The sequence below is a fragment of the Yersinia canariae genome (genome assembly GCF_009831415.1).
GTDB lineage: Bacteria > Pseudomonadota > Gammaproteobacteria > Enterobacterales > Enterobacteriaceae > Yersinia > Yersinia canariae.
Genome location: NZ_CP043727.1, coordinates 394,512 through 413,599 on the forward strand (window position 1 = coordinate 394,512; position 19,088 = coordinate 413,599).

Sequence of the window (19,088 nt, forward strand, 5' to 3'; positions counted from 1 at the left end):
GATGAGTCACTCACATTCACAGCGTCAGGTTCGTCTGGTGAAGTTAATTCGTAAACTGCTGGAATTGGCTAAAAATAACAGCAATGCCCATGAGGCCGGGCTGGCCTTATCCCGCGCTCAGACGTTGATGCAAAAATACGGTATCAGTGAACTGGATGCCGAGTCTTCTTCTGTACGGGAAGAGCAGACACAGAAAGCCCCGTCAGATGCCGTGAAAATCCCTCAGTGGATGGACAGGCTGGTCTGGGTTGTTAACCGTGCATTTGGTTGTCGGGCTTACTATCGCTGGCAGCAGGGAAGCGCTGGCAACAGTCACCGCGTCGTGGTGTTCTGCGGTTTTGGCGAACGTCCTGCCGTGGCTGCATATTCCTTTGATGTTCTATCTCGCCAACTGAAAGAGGCAACAACCGCCTACCTTAAGACGCAAAACAAGCGTCTTAAACTGTCAACTCGCCGTGCCCGTGCCGACCAGTTTCGTGAGGGGTGGGTTGAGGGTGTTCGCCGTGTCGTCGTTGATTTTGGCCCCTCTCAGCGGGAGAGCCAGAGTATGGCGCATTACCTTGAAGCCTTGGCGTTATCTCAGACCAAACTTCGGGAAGCCAGGGAATGTCGCGGGGCAGATATTGCCCGTGGAACCGGCTTTGTCGCAGGGAAGAATGCCCGGTTGTATCACGGTGTCGACGGTGCAGAGCAAGGCAAACTGACCGGTAACAGAGGGGTATCCAATGAATAAAATCCGTCAGGACAGGTCAGGTATCACGCTGGTTGTGCTGTGTGTGGTGGCGTGGGCGATTGATTTAGGGATACTTTTAGGAGGGAACTACATATGAATCCGCACACCGGTATGACGACAAATGCCTTGTTGACGCAGGTCTTGATGGAACTGAAATCCGGCAACATTCGGCGTTGTGAGGCAATGGGACTGACGCTGGAGGAGATCCAGGAATTGAATCAACTTACGGTAGAGGATTTACACTACCTGGTTAACTCCTCTGTCTCGATACTGACGTTTCACATCAACCATACCAATCTCAATATGATGCTGGCGCAGGCCCGACAAGAGCAGGTTCGTATACAGCGTATCGATCGTGCATTGGCGTTGGGCGGATCGATAGAAATGATGCAATGCTATTTTGGACTGACGGCGGCGGAAGTGAGTACCCGTCGTCGCCTTGCCGGAATTCCTACCCGGCAAGGGCGTAATCAGATGCCCGCTGAAGCAGAAGAGATCTCTATCTGGGAGCAGTGGCGAACTGCCAAGATAAGCAATCTTGACTCGTTGGAAGCGCTGGAGGTCATGATGCTGATTGCTGAACAGCAAGATATCGCCTTAACGTCCGTGTGGACGCTGGTAAAAGGCTGGATCGAACAGCAGCAACAGCGGAGAGCGGGTTGATGGCCTTGGCGGTAGACAGCGTCATACAACATACATTAAGCAGGATGACGGCCCGGATTGTGCAAAAGGCACAATCCGGTGCGGTGACAAATGAGCAGAGTGGTCTGCTCTATCTGGGGAATGTGCATGATGCCATTCCCCGGCAACTTTATATGGATAACCGTTTATCGCCACTGGATAAAACCGCCTGGGTAATGATCCGTCTCTATGCTCAGCAGAACGACGGAGCGGTATTCCCCACCTATGAAGAGCTGCAGCTTCAGCTTGCCTCCCCCCATTCAGGTAAAGCCTCAAGAGAAACGGTCAGTCGCGCCTTGTTGATGTTACGGCTCACGGGCTGGCTGAGTTTATGTAAGCGAGTCAGGGATGACGGTGGCCGTGTCCGTGGCAACATCTATGCACAGCATGATGAACCGTTGGGGTTACGTGATGCCGAACACTTTGATCCCGGCTGGCTGGATTCGGTGGCACAAGCGTGTCAGCACGGTAACAAGACTATCCGGTTAACGGCACTGTCTGTACTGAGTGAAATCAAACAGGATACGTCCATGCGTCACCGTCATTCGCGCGTTGCGTTGATCGAAGCTCGGTTGTCCTCCCCTCAGTCTCCTCAAGAATTGGCATTGCGACAGCAGGCTTCTTTGCCGGGTTCGGAAATCGAACTCAGTCAAAAAATGGCTCCTGTTACCCAAAGATCACCGAGTTCGGAAACCGAACCCAGTGTCGATGAGGGGGCTTTTTTACCGAGTTCGGATCCCGAACTCAGTCTAGAAACAAGGGGTTATGACAGAGTTCGGAATCCGAACTGTTACGTACGTAGTTATACACAGTGTGTAAAAGATACGTACGTAGGGGGAGGGGCATCCGGGAATAACGACAACCGGCTTCGCTGGCCGTCAGTGTTGATTGAAAATCTGGCCACGGTTGACCGGGATAACGTGGAGCCGCAACTGAAGGCACTGCCAGCGCCATTGGGACAACAGGTTTTGGATGAAGTGGCGGAGCGTATCGGTACCGGTGAGATAAAAAATGTGATTGCCTACCTGCTTGCCACGCTGAAGCGGGCGAGGAATGGACAATTCAATTCGACAGTTGGCGAGGGCAAACGTGGGCAGCCGCCAAAATCCCAGCCACTACCAGAGCCTGTTCAAGTCCAATCGCAAGGGAAAAACCAGCGAGCATCGGCGGAAAGCATTGCTCAGGTGATGGCTGAGATCCGTGCTGCTTACAAGCGGTAATTGTTTTGACAATCAATAACCGGGAATCAATAGGTACAGACTGATGACGGGGTCATCAGTTTTAAACTATCAATAACCGGGGATCAATAGGTACAGACTGATGATGGGGTCATCAGTTTTAAGCTATCAATAATCGGGGATCAATAGGTACAGACTGAGCTACAAATTGTGAAAGACGAAAAAATACTTTCCCGTTGTTCGAGGGGCCGTTGATCTCTGACTATCTCACTCTGCGTCAACTATCGAATAGAGGCTGTCATGACTGACAATGCAGAGAAAAAGGATGGTAAAAAAGTCGGTGCACTACATTCAGAACTGCAGATTGATTTGCATACCTACTATGCGATCAGTACCTGGGAAGGAAGAGAAAGAGGTGCTAGGAAAGATACCATCATCGGAATGCCGCGATTCTTCCGGTTAGTGTCCAGCATCAGCCGAGATTCTCTTGCTGATAATCCTTATGCGGATGCCGTGATGTATCAGCTTGAAAAGCTGATTGATGAAGCACATAAGAACATTCAGCATTTGTTAAATGAGGCAAACAGTATTATAGCCGATCTTCCAAGCGGTATTTCGTTATCCAGTGTTGTTTCCAGCTCCCCTCTTAATATTGGTGTGCATAGTCATACGCCTTTAGGGTATCGCTGCGTTTACCTGCTTGTTGGTTTTGACCAACTGGCGCTGAAATTATTTCAGGCCCATCATTACGGATTTATCTCTCGGCAGCATCGTGATGATCAGTTGCATCAGGGCGGATACCAGATTCGTAAAATATTCTCGGCGGCACAGCACTACCGATCATTCCCCATCAACCGCACAGATATTGTGATGGAGACTGACACGATACATCCGGCGCAGCAATATTTTGGTGATTTGGATCGTGAGGTGCTTTTAGGCAAAAAACGCTCTCGTTTCTCGCCGCCGGTCAATGCAGAGAGCCTTCGTTTATTAAATAAGCGATCTCGGCATAAATCCAAGGATAATAAGGTCGTGGGGGACGTTGATAAACAAGGATATAAGGATGAGAAGCATGGGACAGAGTAATTTTTGTAATGCTGCAGGCGTGGTGCTATCGGCTGTTCTATTAGGGGGATGTGCAGGGAGCGATGTTGCAGAGTTGAATAAAAAAGTCAGCGATGTGAGCTACGGCTTGCTCTCACTGGGAAAAAAAACCGACTCAAATGAGGGGGGCGGGCTTCCAACGTTGTCCAAAAACTCACCGGTAGTGGATAAGAAAAACGCCCGAGAATTTGACGTTCCGGTTGATGTGGATACGGTAGCGGCAAGGGTAAAACGGTATTACAATTTTACCTCCAGTGATGAGGTCAATAGATTAAACAATAGTAGTAATAGCAATCGTTGGGTTGCCGCCTCAATTACGGATGGTGCCTATGCTTGGGACGCGCAACCTGGGGCCTACTACAAGATGGGCAAGGATTGGGGCGCTGATGAGGGGATTGAAGACAATATCCTGATTGAGCTTGAGAAAAATGGTGCGGGGAGTCGTATGTACATTTCGTTCCGTTCCAGTGAGGCCTCACATGTCACCGAGGCTTATACAGGCAAGTTGTTTGCCGAAGTCAAACAGGTCGCTGAAGGTAAAGTACGCTAACGGCGTCTGCATCATGTGATGGTCCGGCTGGGCCATCTTCGAATTTTTATTCACCTGTCATTTTAGTGCTATGCCCCTGTGGGTAGGGTGTTGTGCATTCTGAATCTGACGGGCTCACTTTCATGGATAATGGAATGAAACTATTTCTGTGTGAAAAACCCAGTCAGGGACGGGATATTGCCGCTGTGCTGGGCGCAACGGAGAAGAAGAGCGGTTATTTGTCAGGTGCGGGGGTGACGGTGACCTGGGGGTTTGGGCATCTGTTGGAGCAAGCCAGCCCTGATATGTACGGCGAGCAGTTTGGCAAACCCTGGCGTACCGAGGTGTTGCCGGTGTTACCCACACAATGGCAAATGCAGATCAAACCCGAATCCAAAGTGCAGTTTGAGGTGATCCGAAAGTTGTTACTCAAGGCGGATTGTGTGGTGATTGCGACGGATGCCGACCGTGAAGGTGAAGTGATTGCCCGTGAAATCCTTGATTATTGCGGCTATCAGGGCAACGTCGAACGGTTGTGGCTCTCGGCGCTCGATGAAGCCAGTGTTCGGGCCGCACTGGCCGCGATAAAACCAGGGCATGAAACGTATCCTTATTACCTGGCGGGTCTTGGCCGCTCTCGCGCAGATTGGCAAATCGGCATGAATTTGACCCGTCTTTACACGGTCAAAGCCCGTGATAGCGGCTACGGCAATGTGCTTTCAGTTGGACGGGTACAGACGCCGACGCTCAATCTGATTGTTGAGCGCGATCGGCACATCGCGAGTTTTGTGCCAAAGCCCTTTTTTGTGGTCACGCTTGCGCTGACGTCCAGCGGTCAATCTTTTCAGGCGCAGTGGGTGCCCGCAGCAACCTACTGTGATGATGAAAAGCGCTGTATTCAGCAAGGGGTTGCACAGCAGGTTGTCCAGCTCTGCCAGCAAAAGGGTGTTGCCTCGGTCACAGAGATAGAGACCAAACGCGAAACCGTCTCGGCCCCGCTCCCGTTTGATCTGGGTACGCTACAGCAGCAGTGCTCAAAGCGTTGGGGATTGGGTGCTCAGCAGGTACTGGATATTGCCCAGGCTCTGTATGAAACACATAAAGCGACGACCTACCCACGTACAGACTGCGGGTTTCTGCCGACCTCGATGTTGTCGGAAGTGCCTGCCGTTTTTTCTGCTCTGGTCAAAAGTGACCCGGCGCTCTCGACGGTTCTGGCACGGTTGCAGCCAGGGTATGTCTCCCGTACCTGGAACGATAAGAAGATCACCGCCCACCACGGTATTATCCCCACAAAACAACCTTGCGAACTCGGTATAATGAGTGAGGTAGAGCGTCAGGTCTACCAATTGATCCGGCAGCACTATCTGGCGCAGTTTCTGCCAGTTTATGAACAGGATGCGACCCGAGTGTCATTGCTCTGTGGCGGTCAACTGTTTAAAACCCGTGGTAATGTGGTGGTGGTGCCCGGCTGGAAAGTCCTATTTGAGAAAGAACAGGAGTATGAGGGCGATGAGGCGCAAGGCGATACCGACAACATGCAGCTTCCAGCCCTGCAGCAGGGCGCGCAGTGTCAGGTGACCGGGGCGGCCATGAAGCCCCAGCAGACCAAGCCGCCTGAGCATTATACGGAAGGCACCTTGGTTGCGGCGATGAAAAACGCCGCGCAGTTTGTGACTGATCCCCGCCTGAAAAAAATCCTGAAAGAGAACGCAGGATTGGGGACGGAGGCGACGCGGGCCGGGGTCATTGAAACCCTGCTGACTCGCGGTTTTATCGTAAAAAAGGGGAAATCTCTGCGTGCTGCCGTAGTTGCCGGTGAACTGATGGATGTGTTGCCGATGCCGTTGAAAGATCCCGGCATGACCGCCTTGTGGGAGCAGGCGCTGGATGATATCGCCGAAGGAAAGATGTCCCTGGATGACTTTATGGCAAAGCAGTCAGCCTGGACAGCGCAGTTGGTCGAAAAAGGGCGTCAGCAGGCGATAAATATCACGGTTCCACCCTCACCGCCGTGTCCGACGTGTGGGGGTGTGACCTTGCAGCGGTCGGGGAAATCAGGGAGTTTTTGGGGATGCCTGCGTTATCCTGACTGTACCGGGATAGTGAATCCCCCTCAGCGGAACAAGCGTCGGGGCTTCCCCAAAAAGAAAGCGCGTTGAGGTAAAATTAATAATCCATTGCACTCGGTGCACGGAGTTTGCTATTTTGCCGAGGCTTCTGAAGCACCCCGTGATTACTGCGGTCACCAGTAATATGCATCATTCTTTTTACCTGGGGAATGGATGTATAAGACGCAAAGTCTCAGTGAAAAACGCGTCGGGTTCGAAGGCTCGGCCTCTGAGTTGATGGAATGCAGTCATACAACAGCCTGTGGTGCAGGCATGGCGGGAACGTATCGGGAAGATACGGTTCCCGTTTTTTTTATCAAATATTCCTAATGACATTTCGGCTGACAGTTTAGTGTTGACTTCTTTTTAGCCCGTTTGAATAATGACCAGGCTTACTCGTTGTCTCTGACAACAGCCAATGTCCTGGTGATTTGAGAAGGACGCCTTCGGGCAATCACAAGCCAAAGCGACCATAACCTGAAAGGACGCGCTTTAGAGCGGTAACCCCCCTGAACCTTTGAAAGCGGGGATCGCAGTTCACTGCGATGAAGGTGCACTTATCCAACTTAACAGACAGTCAGCGTCTTCACGTTGATACCCTGCGGGAAAATTCCCGTTGGGGACGTTTCTCCGCATACCGGTTTATTCCCAAGGAGAAACACCATGTCTCAAGCATCTCAATCTACTGCTACCCAAAATCAGGCCAGCTATTTTAATCTGCATGTTGATGGTCTGGGGTATCTCAGCAATATCCGTGAGATCACTACGGCCAACGGTTCATTCCTGACTGGCGTGATTAATGCCTTGCACGGATCGACTGAGAAACCGGACTACACGCGTTTCGATGTCACCATATCCGGCAAAGAAGCCAGTAGTCTCATCCGGCGCTGTCAGAAGTCTGTTGATGAAGAAAAAAAAGTGCTTTTAGGCTTTAAACTCAGCAATCTGACGGCAGATGTGTTTACCTTGACCAAAGGCGATCACGCAGGTGAATCCCGGCCTACGCTGAAAGCGCGACTGATAAAAATCAGTTGGATCAAGGTAGGGCAAGAAATGGTTTACAAAGCGGAAAAATCAACGCCAACACCAGGGGCTTCGGCCAGTACCGCACAACAACAGTACCCGGACAATGCGTTCTAGATTGTCGATGTAGCACCTCACTTTACGCCAGGGTTTTTCTCTGGCGTTTTTTTTATTTTCGGGAAATGAGTTGTTCGTTGAGGGTAACCGTGAAGATTCGCACAGTGAGCACGTCTTTTTGACTGCTTACTGAGGATGTTCATGAAATCATATTACGCTTTCCCTGCTTGTTTACTGGCCGCTGCGGTGCTGACCGGGTGTGTCCAACCGCAAAAAAACCTGCAACGCGATCCCCCCTCCCCAATTGCCGGTGTCCAGCTCTCGAGTAACGTACAGTCGGCTCGTCCCGATGCGTTTGCCGCGCCGCTGGAGGTGGTTCGCTATGACCGCTATCTGCTGGTCAGTACCTCCCCTTCCCAGGCACAACGCGCCCCGCTGGAGCAGGTGATCGATATTCGCATTCCAGCCTCCTTGTCGCCCACCGTGGCGGATGCGATGCGCTATGCGCTGCGCCAGTCTGGGTTCAGCTTGTGCAGTATCACGTCAGCCAATCGTGTGCTCTACAGCCAAGCCTTACCGGCAGTGCATCATCAGCTCGGCCCGATCCGCCTGAGTGACGCGTTGCAAATCCTGGCCGGACCGGCCTGGCAGCTAGAGGTGGATTCGGTGCAGCGTGTAGTTTGTCATTCGCTGCGTGATGGATTCCGTTTACCGCCAGAGCCGACCCCTGCGCCGATCGCCAGCAGTCACTTTCTACAGCCGCCTGCCATCAAGTCAGTGGCTCCCACCGTACAACCGCAACCCACTCCGGCTCCAGCCCGGCAAAGGATGCTGAAATGAGCGAAATAATGGAGGAGACCCTGCCCGCGCGTCCGGGCAAGGGGATGCGGTTGCTGCGTTATAGCGTCTTTATGCTCCTGGTACTTTCGGTGGTGGGTATTGGGGCAAAAGTGGTGAGCCAATCTGCCCAGATTGCCTCGCTACAAACGGCCCTGGGGCAAGTCCCCGGTCGGGATGCGGTCCAGCAAGAGCTGGACAAGCTGAACGGGCAGGTCATCAGCAATAGCGAGACGTTGAAAACGCTGTCGGCCTCCCTGGAGGAAGCCTTGGTTGCGCCCGTCGTGGATAAAACCGCGTTTGACCATCTGGCGCAGCAGGTGCGTATGCTTGAGACGAAGGTCAGCCTGCCGGTGTCGTCAGATGCGCAGGCGCTGCAGGGCGTTCATGCCACAATGGCACTTCTGCAGGCCCGTATTGACACCCTGGAACAACGGGCCGGTGCAGCACAAACCAAGCCAGCAACCTCTGCCGTCACTCCAGCGGCGACCACACCCAACGTCAAGACCCCCCCACCCGGAGCGCCCGGTCTGTCGCTGCGCCTTTCCGTCTAACCAGCATTGAACGACGGGGAGGCACAGTGTTTGTCGCCGTGGCACCGCTGCAGGCGTTCAATCTGGCGGATATCCGACTGGTTGAAACCGGCGAAACCGTCCAGGGCTGGACACTGTTGTCAGCCGGGGTCAATCAGGCCCAGTTCAGCGTCGCAGGTCGGACGCAGACGCTGACCGTTCAATAAAGGAGGTTCAGGATGAAATTGACATCAATCGCGCTGGTATTGGGCCTGGGTATGGCCCCGCTTTTCCCGGCAACCGCCGCACTGCAAACTGAGCAATCCCAGCAGGGAAACACCGCCAGTGTCAGTACCACCCTGCAGGCGCTGGAAGAAGCTCAGTCGAAAAAAAGTGCGCAGGAATGGGGGCTGACCACCGAGGAATGGCAACGCTATCAGCAGTTGAGCAAAGGGCGTCGGGGGATTTTATCGCCGGGGTTAGATCCGATCACCACGCTGGGTATCGAAGCGCGGAGCGAGGAAGAGCGGCGTCACTACGCCGTCCTGTCCGTCAAGCAGGACTTTCAGCGGGTTGAGGCTGAGTTGGCATTCCAACGTGAAGTGAATGCCGCCTGGGTTCGTGTCTACCCCGGTATCCTGCCGGTGCAATCTGCCGGGGATGCCGGGCAAGGTAACGGGCGGCTGGCGTTGTTTGTTCGGGCTGACTGTGGGACGCCGTGTGAGACCAAAGTGGCGTCTCTGCTGGCTAGCCAACGCCTGTTGGATATCTACCTTGTCGGCAGTGAAGGGAAGGATGAAGCCGTGCGGGTATGGGCGAAGAAGCTGGCTATCCCCGTCGAGCGGGTGAAAGCGAAAACGCTGACGCTCAATCACGACCGGGGGCAGTGGATCAAGTTCGGTCAGGGACGTATGCCGGTGGTACTGCAACAGGGGACAAACGGATGGCAAGTTACCGCGTATTAAGTGCGCTGGCGCTTCTCTTGTGCAGCGCGGGCAGTCTGGCAACCGTGTCTTCTCAGCAGATCCCGTCAGGTTATTACCAGGTGGCGGTACAAGAGCGGGTGCCAGCCGAAGCCTTGTACAGCCTGGCGCTGACGGAATCGTCAAAGAAACTTCCCCACGGTATTCGCCCCTGGCCGTGGACCATTAATGTCGCCGGAAAAGGCTATCGTTATACGACCCGCCAAGAGGCTTATCAGGCGCTATTAGGGTTTATGCGCAGCCATTCGCTGAAACGTATCGATGTCGGGATTGCACAGGTGAACCTGGGCTGGAACGGGCATCACTTCCGCTCCACCTGGGAAGCCTTTGATCCGTATGTCAATCTGCATGTGGCAGCCCGTATTCTGCGGGCCTGCTACGACAACAAGCCGGGGAGCTGGATAACGGCAGCCGGGTGCTATCACCATCCGGCAGGCGGTCAGCCTGCACGGACCTATCAAGCCATAGTGAAACGACATTTGAATCGCCTGCAGCCGACAACCGGGGTACTGGCATCGAATGTTGTCATTGAACCTGCTGCAGGAGCGACGCCATGAATCTGAATCCACGTTTATTGCCCCGCCTGATCTGTGTGATGGTATTGGGTGTCGCCAGTTTTACCGTCCAGGCTGAACTCACTGTCGTCGCCGATTTGGGCGGTCAGCCAACAGCAACGTATTTTGAGGGCATCAATAATCAAGGCAAAGCCACGGCATCCCAGGCAGAGCCGTTGTCTGTTATTCCGCTTACCGTTTTGCCCATCAGTACCCCTGAGCTAACACCCGGCAAGGTGGAGGCCAGGGCACTGACTCTGCCGGGGATGCGCCCGATGTTTTTGATTGGTGATGATGACCTGTCTCGTCGTTGGCTGTCACTGCGTCGGGATGCTCTGGTGCAGTTAAACGCGGTGGGCCTGGTGGTTAACGTTGCCAGCGAGGGGGCGCTCAATGACCTGGAGAAACACGCGGATGGGCTGGAGTTGTTGCCGGTCTCGGGCAGTGATCTGGCGAAGCGGCTGGGGCTGACCCATTACCCGGTGTTGTTGACGGAAAAGGGATTGGAACAATGAGATCGGGTCTGATGCTGGAGAGTCTGGGACCTTTGGTCTGGTGGCTGCTTTTACTTAGCGTGCTGAGCTGGATAGCGTTACTGATTGGCGCGAAAGTCAGTCGCCACCGACGTTATCAGCGTCAGGCTCAACGTGTTCTGGCGCGTCTTCCCCAGTTGGCCGGTGACGGCCAACGTCTGAATTATCTGCGTAAAGTGAACCCCTATGTGTTTGAAGAATTGCTACTGACTGCATTCGAACGCCGGGGATATCGCATCAAACGCAACCGGCATTATAGCGGTGATGGCGGATTAGATGGGCAGGTGTGGAGTCATGGCAAACGTTACCTTATCCAGGCCAAACGCTATGCCCGCACCATCACACCGGCCCATGTGGCGGCATTTGGGGCGTTGGTCTGCCGCGAACGTTGCCGGGGGCTGTTTGTGCATACCGGGCGAACGGGTTTGAAATCCCGCGAGGCGCGGAAAGGTTTCCCCAATATCGAGTTTATCAGTGGTCAGCGGTTACTTGACCTTATCGACGGGCAACGACCCTGGCTACTGAATGAGGAATGAACAATGAGTGATCGTTATGTGATTGAGGCGATGTTGCGACCGGCTGTCGAGCTAAATACCGCAGTTGTTGCCGCCTGTGCCAGCTATATCTGTGTGACAGCGCCCTGGGCGGTGGCGTTGGCTCCTGTTGTCAGCTATGTCACTGCCGGTGGGTTTGCCGTGTTTGCGCTGAAACGGACCCGTGAAGGGTTCAGGGTGCTGCGCTATCGGCGCAATATCCGCCGTTTACCGCGTTATGTGATGACCAGCGCTGAGGTGCCAGTGAGTCACCAACGTTTGTTCCTGGGGCGCGGATTTTTATGGGAACAGAAACATACCCAGCGCCTGCTGGCGACATTGCGCCCCGAAGTGGAACGCTATGTGAATCCCCCGGCGCTGTACCAGGCGGCGCGTCGCTTTGAACAACGTTACGAATACCGTTACCCCACCTTGTGCAAATGGCTTTCCAGCCAGTCGGCGTTCAATCCGGTACGTCCACTGCCGGACGTCGGCGGTAAGCCCGCATTGCACGGTATTGAACCTGATGAGGTCAATGTGTCGCTGAGCCTGCTGGAGCGGGTGGGACATATGCTGGTTCTGGGCACGACCCGCGTCGGGAAGACCCGTCTGGCAGAGCTGCTGATCACCCAAGATATCCGGCGTGGCAATGTCACCATTGTCTTTGACCCAAAAGGGGATGCGGATCTGCTCAAGCGCATTTACGCCGAAGCCCACCGCGCCGGTCGCGCCAGCGAGCTGCAGGTGTTTCACCTGGGTTGGCCCGACATCAGTGCCCGCTACAACGCCGTGGGCCGTTTCAACCGTATTTCTGAGGTGGCTACCCGTGTGGCTGGACAATTGGAAGGCGGCGGTAACAATGCGGTGTTTCGGGAGTTTGCCTGGCGGTTTGTCAACATTATCGCCCGTGGCCTGGTTGCCCTGGGACAGCGGCCTGACTTTGGTCTGATCATGCGTTACGTTAATAACATCAGTGACCTCTATGAAAACTACGCCGAGTTTTACCTGTCGCAACATGCCCCGGCGTTGTGGCTGCAGATTGAGAGTCTGGTGCCCGTTCTCGATGAGCGTGATATTCCTCGGCATATGGAGGGGCGCTCGATGCGTATCGTGGCGATTGAGCACGTTTTGGGGAGTGATGAGGGAAAACGGGTGTATGACCCTATCCTGGATGGCCTGCGCTCGTCTGTTCGCTATGACCAGAAATACTATGACAAGATTGTTGCCAGCCTGTTGCCGTTGCTGGAGAAACTGACCTCCGGCAAGACGGCGCAACTCATCTCACCGGACTATACCGACCTGACCGATCCGCGCACGATTTTTGACTGGCAGCAGGTGATCCGTAAAAAGGGCATTGTCTATATCGGCCTGGATGCGTTGTCAGACCCGGAGGTGGCTGCAGCGGTGGGCAACAGCATGTTTGCCGACCTGGTGAGCGTGGCGGGGCATATTTATAAGTTTGGTATCAACGACGGTTTACCGGGTGATGACGGGAAGAAAACCCCGATCAGCCTGCATTGTGATGAATTCAACGAACTGATGGGTGACGAGTTTATCCCGCTTATCAACAAAGGGGGCGGTGCAGGTATCGAGGTGACAGCCTATACCCAAACCCTGCCGGACATCGAGGCACGGCTAGGGAGTGCTGCCAAGGCCGCTCAGGTGGTCGGTAACTTCAACAGCCTGGTGATGCTGCGCGTTCGGCATACCGAAACGGCAGAACTGATGACGAAACAAGTGCCTGAAGTCGAGGTGTATACCAAGACACTGGTGTCCGGGGTGACTGACATTTCTAACCCGGAAATGGGCAGTGATTTTACGTCTAATACTCAAGACAGGGTCAGCTCAGTGCGTACCCCACTGATCACCCCGGCCAATGTGATCAACCTGCCTAAAGGCCAGGCCTTTGCCTTGCTGGAAGGGGGGAAACTGTGGAAGATCCGTATGCCGTTGCCAGCGGCGGGGAATGATGCCTTGATGCCGGAAAGTCTGGCGAAAATCGCCGAGTATATGAAGAAAAATTACCGCACGGGCGATACCTGGTGGTCGGGAACGGCCTTGCCGGGAGACCGGGCACCCGAGATTGACAATAACGTGGTCTGAAGAAGGAAACTCAATGAAACAACAGTATCGTGTCAGTGTTGTGCTGGCATCCAGTCTGGGGCTGTCTGCAGAGGTGCCTCGCGATATCATGGCGGTGCTGAAAAACCAGCATTGTTCAACGCCGTTTGCCCCGGAGATAGTGGCAGCGTTAAGCAGATTAGGGTATGACGCCAGACGTGAGCAGGAGCCTTGCCCGGCTAATCAGGTGGGCATCTGGGTGACAATCAATGCCCAGCCCATGCTGCTGCAGTGTGAGCTGGAAGTCCTGGCGCTACATTAAGGAGAGGGGTATGGCACAAGCATCTTCTTCCCCGCAACCGGTTCAGCAGGCCCAGCCACCTAAACCGCATGGTGTGCTGATGACGGTATTGTGGGACATGCCCTGGCGGGTAGTCGGCATGTTACTGGTCTCCCTGTTGTTTAGCTTGATAGTGGAGTACATCGGGATTGCCTTCTTTTGGCCGGAACTGGGAGCCGAGCACAGCCGTGCGGTGATGGTGACGGAAAGCGGTTATTTCTCTGAAGGGTTTACCCGTAGTTTGTTGCTGTCTGCGCCGGTGACCACGGTGAGTACCTGGATAACCGTTGGCTACCAGTGGCTGTTTGTGAACAGTGGTTTTCTGGGGTGGCTCCAGTCAGCGCAGTCAAGTAACAGCGGTAATGCCCTGACGGATGGCCTCAATGTCAGTGGAGCCTGGTTGATACAGGTGGCGCGTGAATACCTGATGGCCTCGATGTATGTCACGCTGGTTTTCCTGATGCGTGTCACCATTCTGGTGTTGTCGGTGCCGCTGTTTGTTCTGGTGGCCCTGGTGGGAATCGTAGACGGGATGGTGAGGCGTGACCTACGTCGCTATGGTGCTGGGTATGAGTCGAGTTTTCTGTATCACCATGCCAAGCGGTTTGTGAAACCGGCAGTCTATATTCCCTGCATCCTCTATCTGTCCGCACCGTTCTCAGTGTATCCGAACCTGCTGTTGCTGCCTGCTGCGCTGCTGATGGGGCTGGCGATATCGGTGACGATGGGGTCATTCAAAAAGTATTTGTGATTGCTGATAAAGGTCTAATTCGACAGGATTATTGTACATCTTCGGTATAGGAAGTTGGGGAGGTATCCGTGGTAGTACTCGCCTGGCAAGAGCATGGGGCGCAACTTTAAATTTTTTCACTTCTTGATTTGCGCATTAAATTTATGTAAAAATCATGAAGTGCCCATAAATGAAGAGTAGTCACAATGAATATACCAAAGTGTAAGATAACAATTCAGGATGCTTCAGTAACGCGACTGTCTCAGATGGGTATCGATCCGGATGATGTTCATAACGCGATTACAAGTGCTCTTTATGAGCGTCGCCGAACGAGTAAGCTACATCCAGTGATTGATGGCGGTTTTAGATTTTGGAGTCAGTTCGTAGCTGCATTGCGCGGTGAGTTGATCGCAAAAGATCTTGGCTGGAGCTCTTCGCGACAAAATCGCATGGAGATGATTCACAACTCTAAATTAGGGATTAACCTGGTAGTTACTGCCGGAGATAAAGATACTGGGCAGTCGGAAGGATGGCCAAAAACAAAAAACGCAAAAGGCGAGGCTACCATGAGTATTGTGAGCAGCAACTCAGATACTCTTGAATTATTTCCAGTAGAACATCCGATGTTTTCTAATGATGGACTTGGATTAGAACCTCCTCAAGCAGTAGATACTACACAGACATACATCGTTCTTTATTACTATGATAGTGGAAATAAAGAGGTACGTTGCGAAATTTCATTTCCTGTTGGAATGAAAGTGGTCAATGGGTTTGCTCGGGTAAATACTTGGGGCGAGAGAATAATATTAAATTCTGTTCCGTTTGATGGTGGTGAAATTATTCAGGATGAAGATTTCATCGAAGAAATTGATATTGACGTTGTAAGAATATGAAAGAATTAGATTCCGAGAATAGAAAATTATTTAATCCTTCCAGGCTGCGTTTAGCTAGGATCAGGAGGAAGATGACCCTGAAAGAGTTAGCTGAGGCTACAGGGTTGTCTTCACGTATTATTATTGAGTATGAAAAGGAGTATTGTTTGTATGCTCCAACTGACGCAACCATTTCAGCCTATGTTAATGCGCTTAAGTACCCGGAATCTTTCTTTTTTGGCGATGATATTGAAAGCATAAACCCCAACACAGTTTCCTTCCGTTCACTTAGGAAAACTAAAGCAGCGGAGCAGCATGCTGCAATAGGTGTCGGTGGACTTGGTGTCATGGTTAGTAACTATTTTGATGAAAAATTCAAGTTACCTGCAGTTGATGTTCCAGATATGAGAGGGAGTGAGCCAGAGACAGCCGCTGAGTCTTTAAGAGAAGCATGGGGACTTGGGAAGAAAAGTATAGGAAATGTGATACATCTCCTTGAAAAACATGGGGCTAAAGTCTTTTTCCTTGCAGAGGACACCGCTGATATAGATGCCTTTTCTTTTTGGAAAGACGGTATTCCGTATGTGTTTCTGAATACAAAAAAGACAGGTGAAAGAAGTAGGTTTGACGCTGCACATGAATTGGGTCATTTGGTCTTGCATAGGCATGGAATACCTCAGGGACAGGATGTTGAGAAGGAAGCAGACTCCTTCGCATCGTGCTTCTTAATGCCTAAAGAAAATATACTAGCGGCAAAACTTGCATTTCCTACATTAGATAAAATAATTCAGCTTAAAGCTAATTGGCGTGTATCTGCTATGGCCTTGATCGTTCGAATGAGAAATGCAGGCGCATTAAGTGACTGGCAATATAATAGTTTGATGAGAGATGCCTCTGTAAAAGGTTATAGAACAGGAGAGCCTGGTGGGATTGAGCGGGAGCGTTCACTGATTATAGAGAAGGTTATAGAAAACCTGAGTTTAGATGGAATTTCTATGGCGGTGATAGCTAACACCCTAAATATTCCTATAGATGAACTTTCAAATTTATTATTTGGCGTATCTATAGTTCAGGGATCTGGAGGGCAGTCCTCAAAAAGCAAAGCTGCCTTACGACTAGTCTAGTAATAATATTTAAATTAAATCGCTTTATGGGCTAATGTTGCATTATTAAATAACATTTGCGGGATATAGCAATGAACCTCATCATTATAATGATGAGGTTTTATATGTTAAGCTTTGCGGGCGAATTTTAATCACTCTCGATAATATCTCCATTTTATCAAAACACCCAAAGTAATAGTCCCTCTGGATGTTTTGGATGAAAAATATTATTCAATATTCATAGCGAGATCTCGAACATTTGGAACTTGTTTGTCTAATTGTGATTGATTCACTGTTATGCTTCTGCCCGCTACATCTTTTTGTCCAGCAGTAAGGGATGCTATCGGTATTCCTAACGCACCAGAAACTACGGATGCTGAGTTTGCATCACTAACTTCATATTGGAACATAGCTTTGAAAGCTCGCTTATTGCCTGGCGTAGCAGCACCATTTGGGTGAACACAGAATACTTGAGGGCTGTTTTGCCAAACACTCCAGATCTCTTCTCCTATTTCGCTTACAACGGTTCTAAACGCTGAGGCAGATGAGCTATTCATTTGTGTAAGTCTATTACCGACATACATATATATGAGAGGCGCTTGCATCCTCCAACGTCTTGATTCTATAACAAATTCAGAGAGAGGTTCACCAGCGTGGCGTTGTACACCATAAACTAGCGATAATATAGCTTTTACAGCACGCTTAGACGAACCATCGGCAGAGAAAGGAATAAGTAATCTGTCAGATGCTGACAATGCTAATTCTGTATAAATAGAAAAGCTTGGATTGCAATCAACAAAAACACAGCAATCCTCATTATTCCATGAAATCCTAATATCATCAATTAGGTCACGAATCCATAAATGAACGCTTCTCCAAGCATCCTGTGGTCCTGGGTTGGCAGCACTAGAAACTCGGGATGACTGTGTTTCTAGTTGCTCATCACCAACAACTAAGTAGACGTTATTTGGAATGCGTCTATTTAGGGGAAATACTTGAGTAATATAATTTGCCCCAGAATTTGGAGACACATATGGGCTTCTTATTCTTTCATCAATGTAGCCGGAGATAGTTCTTTTAGGTTGCTGCGTATGAATTCTGGTGAGCTGATTTTCCCCTTCAATCATTCCTCCTAACAACATAGATGAAGAATTGGCTTGAGGACAAAGATCCACAACAAGCACTTTTTTCTGTGGGTTCTGTCTGGCGTACTCGGAAGCTAACTGGAATGTCAGATAGCTCTTCCCAACACCGCCTTTGTTGTTCCAAATTGCGTAAATAGACATGCTATATAGATCCTTATTGTTTCACCAAGACATTCTACAAAAAGTTAATCTATTACTGTTAATAAAATTAAAAATAAATTTAACTAGTTGATTTTAATGATTTTTTACATCTTTTCCTTTAGGGTGGCATGATTCAGTATGACATATGTACATGTTTAAGTTACATCTTTGAGGTGACACATGCCTCGCACAATGGACCCAAGCGTTTTTCTGGTCTGTTTTCATGACTTATCATCCCTAGAGCGCAGATCTCACACTGTTTAGCTCCGGATAAATTTTCAAAATCCCCCTTCTAGTTGTTTGCTGACCCTCCCCCTCCTTTTCGCCAAGCTCTGCCTTGCATCTATTACCCGTAAAAGGAGGTTCCCATGCACATAGCACCGCTGCGGGCGTTGTGTCTCGCAGGCAGTCTGTTCACCGCACTGTCCGTCCAGGCCAGTGAGAAAGACGAATTGGCCCTGGTCATGAAGCAGTTGGATCAGGTGCAGGCCAGCCTAGAGCGCGCCCGTGTGATGGCGGTTCAGGACGGTCAGTCCGGGCGTTTTCATTTTGACTATCTGCGGGCCACGCAGGACGTCAACACGATGCGCAGGGGGATTGAGTTTTACCTCGAACCTTCCCGTGCTCAACCCACCACATCGTCAGTCTCCGGGCAATATCGCCAGGAGCGTCGGTAATGAATGAAACACAGACCGCCGCGTTTAAAGCCGCTGCTGGCAACGTCGAGCCCGCCGTCCTGAACCTGCTGTTTATCGGTTCATTGATAGCGGTATTGACGCTGTGGGCAGGGTGGGGATTTGTTCACGTCTATCGGGGCTATGCGGCAGGCAACATCAAAGGGGCTGCCGTTCAACGCTTCGTGGTGCGTGTCGTCATCTTGCTGTTGGTCAGTCTGTATTTGTTCGCCAGTTAATCATTTATCTCTTCTTTATTTGTAAGGAAACCATCATGAATCTGCAGTCTCTTCTCTCTTCCTCCCGCCGTGTCGCACAGCGTGTCCGTCAGTCCACCCTGCTGCTGGCGTTAACGGCAGTCACGTCCGCCCAGGCAGCTTTACCGACCGTGGAAGGCCCAAAATCCAGCACCGACAGTTCATTCTACGGCCAGATTTCTGGCTATGTGAATGACGGCATCGTGCTGGGTGGCTTAATTCTGGCGGCTGTGGCGCTGCTGGTTGTGGCGAACGCCATTATTGCCACCTTTGCTGAAGTGCAGCAGGGAAAATCCACTTGGGCCAAATTCGGTATGTTGGTCGTGGTCGGTATCGTGCTTGTGGTCGCTGTCATCTGGCTGGCAACCAAAGCGGCCACGGTCATCGTAGGCTAAGG

24 protein-coding genes are annotated in these 19,088 nt (G+C 51.6%); 23 read left to right on the plus strand and 1 reads right to left on the minus strand.

The window, feature by feature from the left end:
• Position 1: 1 nt before the first annotated feature.
• From F0T03_RS01835 to F0T03_RS01930, 20 genes are all read left to right on the plus strand, one after another.
• On the plus strand, positions 2-733 hold the full coding sequence (locus F0T03_RS01835; RefSeq protein ID WP_050073187.1) for a DUF2786 domain-containing protein: 732 nt from the start codon (positions 2-4) through the stop codon (positions 731-733).
• Positions 734-826: 93 nt separating this feature from the next.
• The gene (locus F0T03_RS01840) at positions 827-1,396 is read left to right on the plus strand and encodes a DUF2857 domain-containing protein (RefSeq protein ID WP_050073184.1); all 570 of its coding nucleotides are present in this window, start codon (positions 827-829) and stop codon (positions 1,394-1,396) included.
• Positions 1,396-2,634, plus strand: coding sequence for an STY4528 family pathogenicity island replication protein (locus F0T03_RS01845; RefSeq protein ID WP_061111597.1), 1,239 nt, complete (start codon positions 1,396-1,398; stop codon positions 2,632-2,634). Before F0T03_RS01840 ends, F0T03_RS01845 begins: the two co-directional genes overlap by 1 nt.
• A 258-nt stretch (positions 2,635-2,892) precedes the next feature.
• Positions 2,893-3,678, plus strand: coding sequence for a PFL_4669 family integrating conjugative element protein (locus F0T03_RS01850; RefSeq protein ID WP_050073182.1), 786 nt, complete (start codon positions 2,893-2,895; stop codon positions 3,676-3,678).
• Positions 3,665-4,246 (plus strand): hypothetical protein, encoded by a 582-nt coding sequence (locus F0T03_RS01855; RefSeq protein WP_050073180.1) that lies wholly within the window; start codon positions 3,665-3,667, stop codon positions 4,244-4,246. Before F0T03_RS01850 ends, F0T03_RS01855 begins: the two co-directional genes overlap by 14 nt.
• A 134-nt stretch (positions 4,247-4,380) precedes the next feature.
• Entirely contained in the window at positions 4,381-6,387 is a 2,007-nt protein-coding gene (locus tag F0T03_RS01860; protein ID WP_050073179.1) for a DNA topoisomerase III, read from the plus strand.
• 123 nt (positions 6,388-6,510) lie between these two features.
• Positions 6,511-6,666, plus strand: a complete 156-nt coding sequence (locus F0T03_RS01865; protein ID WP_155407360.1) for a hypothetical protein — start codon at positions 6,511-6,513, stop codon at positions 6,664-6,666.
• Between the two features lie 333 nt (positions 6,667-6,999).
• A complete protein-coding gene (locus F0T03_RS01870) occupies positions 7,000-7,476 on the plus strand; it encodes an STY4534 family ICE replication protein (protein ID WP_050073178.1) in 477 nt (158 codons plus the stop codon).
• 135 nt (positions 7,477-7,611) lie between these two features.
• Positions 7,612-8,256 carry a PFGI-1 class ICE element type IV pilus protein PilL2 gene (gene pilL2 / locus F0T03_RS01875; protein WP_145548681.1) on the plus strand — a complete coding sequence of 215 codons (645 nt, stop codon included), beginning with the start codon at positions 7,612-7,614 and terminating at the stop codon, positions 8,254-8,256.
• On the plus strand, positions 8,253-8,807 hold the full coding sequence (locus tag F0T03_RS01880) for a hypothetical protein (RefSeq protein WP_159677137.1): 555 nt from the start codon (positions 8,253-8,255) through the stop codon (positions 8,805-8,807). The genes pilL2 and F0T03_RS01880 overlap by 4 nt, the downstream gene beginning before the upstream one ends.
• 26 nt (positions 8,808-8,833) lie before the next feature.
• Positions 8,834-8,992 (plus strand): hypothetical protein, encoded by a 159-nt coding sequence (locus F0T03_RS01885; RefSeq protein WP_159677138.1) that lies wholly within the window; start codon positions 8,834-8,836, stop codon positions 8,990-8,992.
• 12 nt (positions 8,993-9,004) lie between these two features.
• Positions 9,005-9,730: a TIGR03759 family integrating conjugative element protein gene (locus F0T03_RS01890; RefSeq protein ID WP_050073176.1), complete on the plus strand. Its 726-nt coding sequence runs from the start codon at positions 9,005-9,007 to the stop codon at positions 9,728-9,730.
• Entirely contained in the window at positions 9,709-10,305 is a 597-nt protein-coding gene (locus F0T03_RS01895; RefSeq protein WP_050073175.1) for a lysozyme family protein, read from the plus strand. Before F0T03_RS01890 ends, F0T03_RS01895 begins: the two co-directional genes overlap by 22 nt.
• Before the next feature lie 26 nt (positions 10,306-10,331).
• A complete protein-coding gene (locus F0T03_RS01900) occupies positions 10,332-10,817 on the plus strand; it encodes an integrating conjugative element protein (RefSeq protein ID WP_372513743.1) in 486 nt (161 codons plus the stop codon).
• A complete protein-coding gene (locus tag F0T03_RS01905) occupies positions 10,814-11,371 on the plus strand; it encodes a restriction endonuclease (RefSeq protein WP_230678724.1) in 558 nt (185 codons plus the stop codon). The genes F0T03_RS01900 and F0T03_RS01905 overlap by 4 nt, the downstream gene beginning before the upstream one ends.
• Before the next feature lie 3 nt (positions 11,372-11,374).
• Positions 11,375-13,471, plus strand: coding sequence for a type IV conjugative transfer system coupling protein TraD (gene traD / locus F0T03_RS01910; RefSeq protein WP_050073174.1), 2,097 nt, complete (start codon positions 11,375-11,377; stop codon positions 13,469-13,471).
• A 13-nt stretch (positions 13,472-13,484) separates the two neighbouring features.
• On the plus strand, positions 13,485-13,751 hold the full coding sequence (locus F0T03_RS01915) for a hypothetical protein (RefSeq protein WP_050073173.1): 267 nt from the start codon (positions 13,485-13,487) through the stop codon (positions 13,749-13,751).
• A gap of 10 nt (positions 13,752-13,761) precedes the next feature.
• The gene (locus F0T03_RS01920) at positions 13,762-14,520 is read left to right on the plus strand and encodes a TIGR03747 family integrating conjugative element membrane protein (protein WP_050073172.1); all 759 of its coding nucleotides are present in this window, start codon (positions 13,762-13,764) and stop codon (positions 14,518-14,520) included.
• A 185-nt stretch (positions 14,521-14,705) separates the two neighbouring features.
• A complete protein-coding gene (locus tag F0T03_RS01925) occupies positions 14,706-15,392 on the plus strand; it encodes a hypothetical protein (protein ID WP_050073170.1) in 687 nt (228 codons plus the stop codon).
• Positions 15,389-16,495, plus strand: a complete 1,107-nt coding sequence (locus F0T03_RS01930; protein WP_050073169.1) for a helix-turn-helix domain-containing protein — start codon at positions 15,389-15,391, stop codon at positions 16,493-16,495. Before F0T03_RS01925 ends, F0T03_RS01930 begins: the two co-directional genes overlap by 4 nt.
• Positions 16,496-16,701: 206 nt before the next feature.
• Here F0T03_RS01930 and F0T03_RS01935 read toward each other — a convergent pair whose 3' ends face one another.
• Positions 16,702-17,760, minus strand: a complete 1,059-nt coding sequence (locus tag F0T03_RS01935; protein WP_050073167.1) for a ParA family protein — start codon at positions 17,758-17,760, stop codon at positions 16,702-16,704.
• Positions 17,761-18,128: 368 nt separating this feature from the next.
• Between F0T03_RS01935 and F0T03_RS01940 the strand changes: the two genes are divergently transcribed.
• The 3 genes from F0T03_RS01940 to F0T03_RS01950 are packed head-to-tail and all read left to right on the plus strand — an operon-like array spanning position 18,129 to position 19,086.
• Complete coding sequence (locus F0T03_RS01940; RefSeq protein WP_050073166.1) at positions 18,129-18,437, plus strand: integrative conjugative element protein, RAQPRD family; 309 nt, start codon at positions 18,129-18,131, stop codon at positions 18,435-18,437.
• Positions 18,437-18,673: a TIGR03758 family integrating conjugative element protein gene (locus F0T03_RS01945; protein WP_050073164.1), complete on the plus strand. Its 237-nt coding sequence runs from the start codon at positions 18,437-18,439 to the stop codon at positions 18,671-18,673. The genes F0T03_RS01940 and F0T03_RS01945 overlap by 1 nt, the downstream gene beginning before the upstream one ends.
• Before the next feature lie 35 nt (positions 18,674-18,708).
• Entirely contained in the window at positions 18,709-19,086 is a 378-nt protein-coding gene (locus tag F0T03_RS01950) for a TIGR03745 family integrating conjugative element membrane protein (RefSeq protein WP_050073162.1), read from the plus strand.
• Positions 19,087-19,088: the final 2 nt, after the last annotated feature.

Excerpts from the sequence above, each read along its gene's own strand:
- F0T03_RS01835 (WP_050073187.1), top strand. The coding sequence starts at position 2 with ATGAGTCACTCACATTCACAGCGTCAGGTTCGTCTGGTGAAGTTAATT.
- F0T03_RS01840 (WP_050073184.1), top strand. The coding sequence starts at position 827 with ATGAATCCGCACACCGGTATGACGACAAATGCCTTGTTGACGCAGGTC.
- F0T03_RS01845 (WP_061111597.1), top strand. The coding sequence starts at position 1,396 with ATGGCCTTGGCGGTAGACAGCGTCATACAACATACATTAAGCAGGATG.
- F0T03_RS01850 (WP_050073182.1), top strand. The coding sequence starts at position 2,893 with ATGACTGACAATGCAGAGAAAAAGGATGGTAAAAAAGTCGGTGCACTA.
- F0T03_RS01855 (WP_050073180.1), top strand. The coding sequence starts at position 3,665 with ATGGGACAGAGTAATTTTTGTAATGCTGCAGGCGTGGTGCTATCGGCT.
- F0T03_RS01860 (WP_050073179.1), top strand. The coding sequence starts at position 4,381 with ATGAAACTATTTCTGTGTGAAAAACCCAGTCAGGGACGGGATATTGCC.
- F0T03_RS01865 (WP_155407360.1), top strand. The coding sequence starts at position 6,511 with ATGTATAAGACGCAAAGTCTCAGTGAAAAACGCGTCGGGTTCGAAGGC.
- F0T03_RS01870 (WP_050073178.1), top strand. The coding sequence starts at position 7,000 with ATGTCTCAAGCATCTCAATCTACTGCTACCCAAAATCAGGCCAGCTAT.
- pilL2 (WP_145548681.1), top strand. The coding sequence starts at position 7,612 with ATGTTCATGAAATCATATTACGCTTTCCCTGCTTGTTTACTGGCCGCT.
- F0T03_RS01880 (WP_159677137.1), top strand. The coding sequence starts at position 8,253 with ATGAGCGAAATAATGGAGGAGACCCTGCCCGCGCGTCCGGGCAAGGGG.
- F0T03_RS01890 (WP_050073176.1), top strand. The coding sequence starts at position 9,005 with ATGAAATTGACATCAATCGCGCTGGTATTGGGCCTGGGTATGGCCCCG.
- F0T03_RS01895 (WP_050073175.1), top strand. The coding sequence starts at position 9,709 with ATGGCAAGTTACCGCGTATTAAGTGCGCTGGCGCTTCTCTTGTGCAGC.
- F0T03_RS01905 (WP_230678724.1), top strand. The coding sequence starts at position 10,814 with ATGAGATCGGGTCTGATGCTGGAGAGTCTGGGACCTTTGGTCTGGTGG.
- traD (WP_050073174.1), top strand. The coding sequence starts at position 11,375 with ATGAGTGATCGTTATGTGATTGAGGCGATGTTGCGACCGGCTGTCGAG.
- F0T03_RS01915 (WP_050073173.1), top strand. The coding sequence starts at position 13,485 with ATGAAACAACAGTATCGTGTCAGTGTTGTGCTGGCATCCAGTCTGGGG.
- F0T03_RS01920 (WP_050073172.1), top strand. The coding sequence starts at position 13,762 with ATGGCACAAGCATCTTCTTCCCCGCAACCGGTTCAGCAGGCCCAGCCA.
- F0T03_RS01925 (WP_050073170.1), top strand. The coding sequence starts at position 14,706 with ATGAATATACCAAAGTGTAAGATAACAATTCAGGATGCTTCAGTAACG.
- F0T03_RS01930 (WP_050073169.1), top strand. The coding sequence starts at position 15,389 with ATGAAAGAATTAGATTCCGAGAATAGAAAATTATTTAATCCTTCCAGG.
- F0T03_RS01935 (WP_050073167.1), bottom strand. The coding sequence starts at position 17,760 with ATGTCTATTTACGCAATTTGGAACAACAAAGGCGGTGTTGGGAAGAGC.
- F0T03_RS01940 (WP_050073166.1), top strand. The coding sequence starts at position 18,129 with ATGCACATAGCACCGCTGCGGGCGTTGTGTCTCGCAGGCAGTCTGTTC.
- F0T03_RS01945 (WP_050073164.1), top strand. The coding sequence starts at position 18,437 with ATGAATGAAACACAGACCGCCGCGTTTAAAGCCGCTGCTGGCAACGTC.
- F0T03_RS01950 (WP_050073162.1), top strand. The coding sequence starts at position 18,709 with ATGAATCTGCAGTCTCTTCTCTCTTCCTCCCGCCGTGTCGCACAGCGT.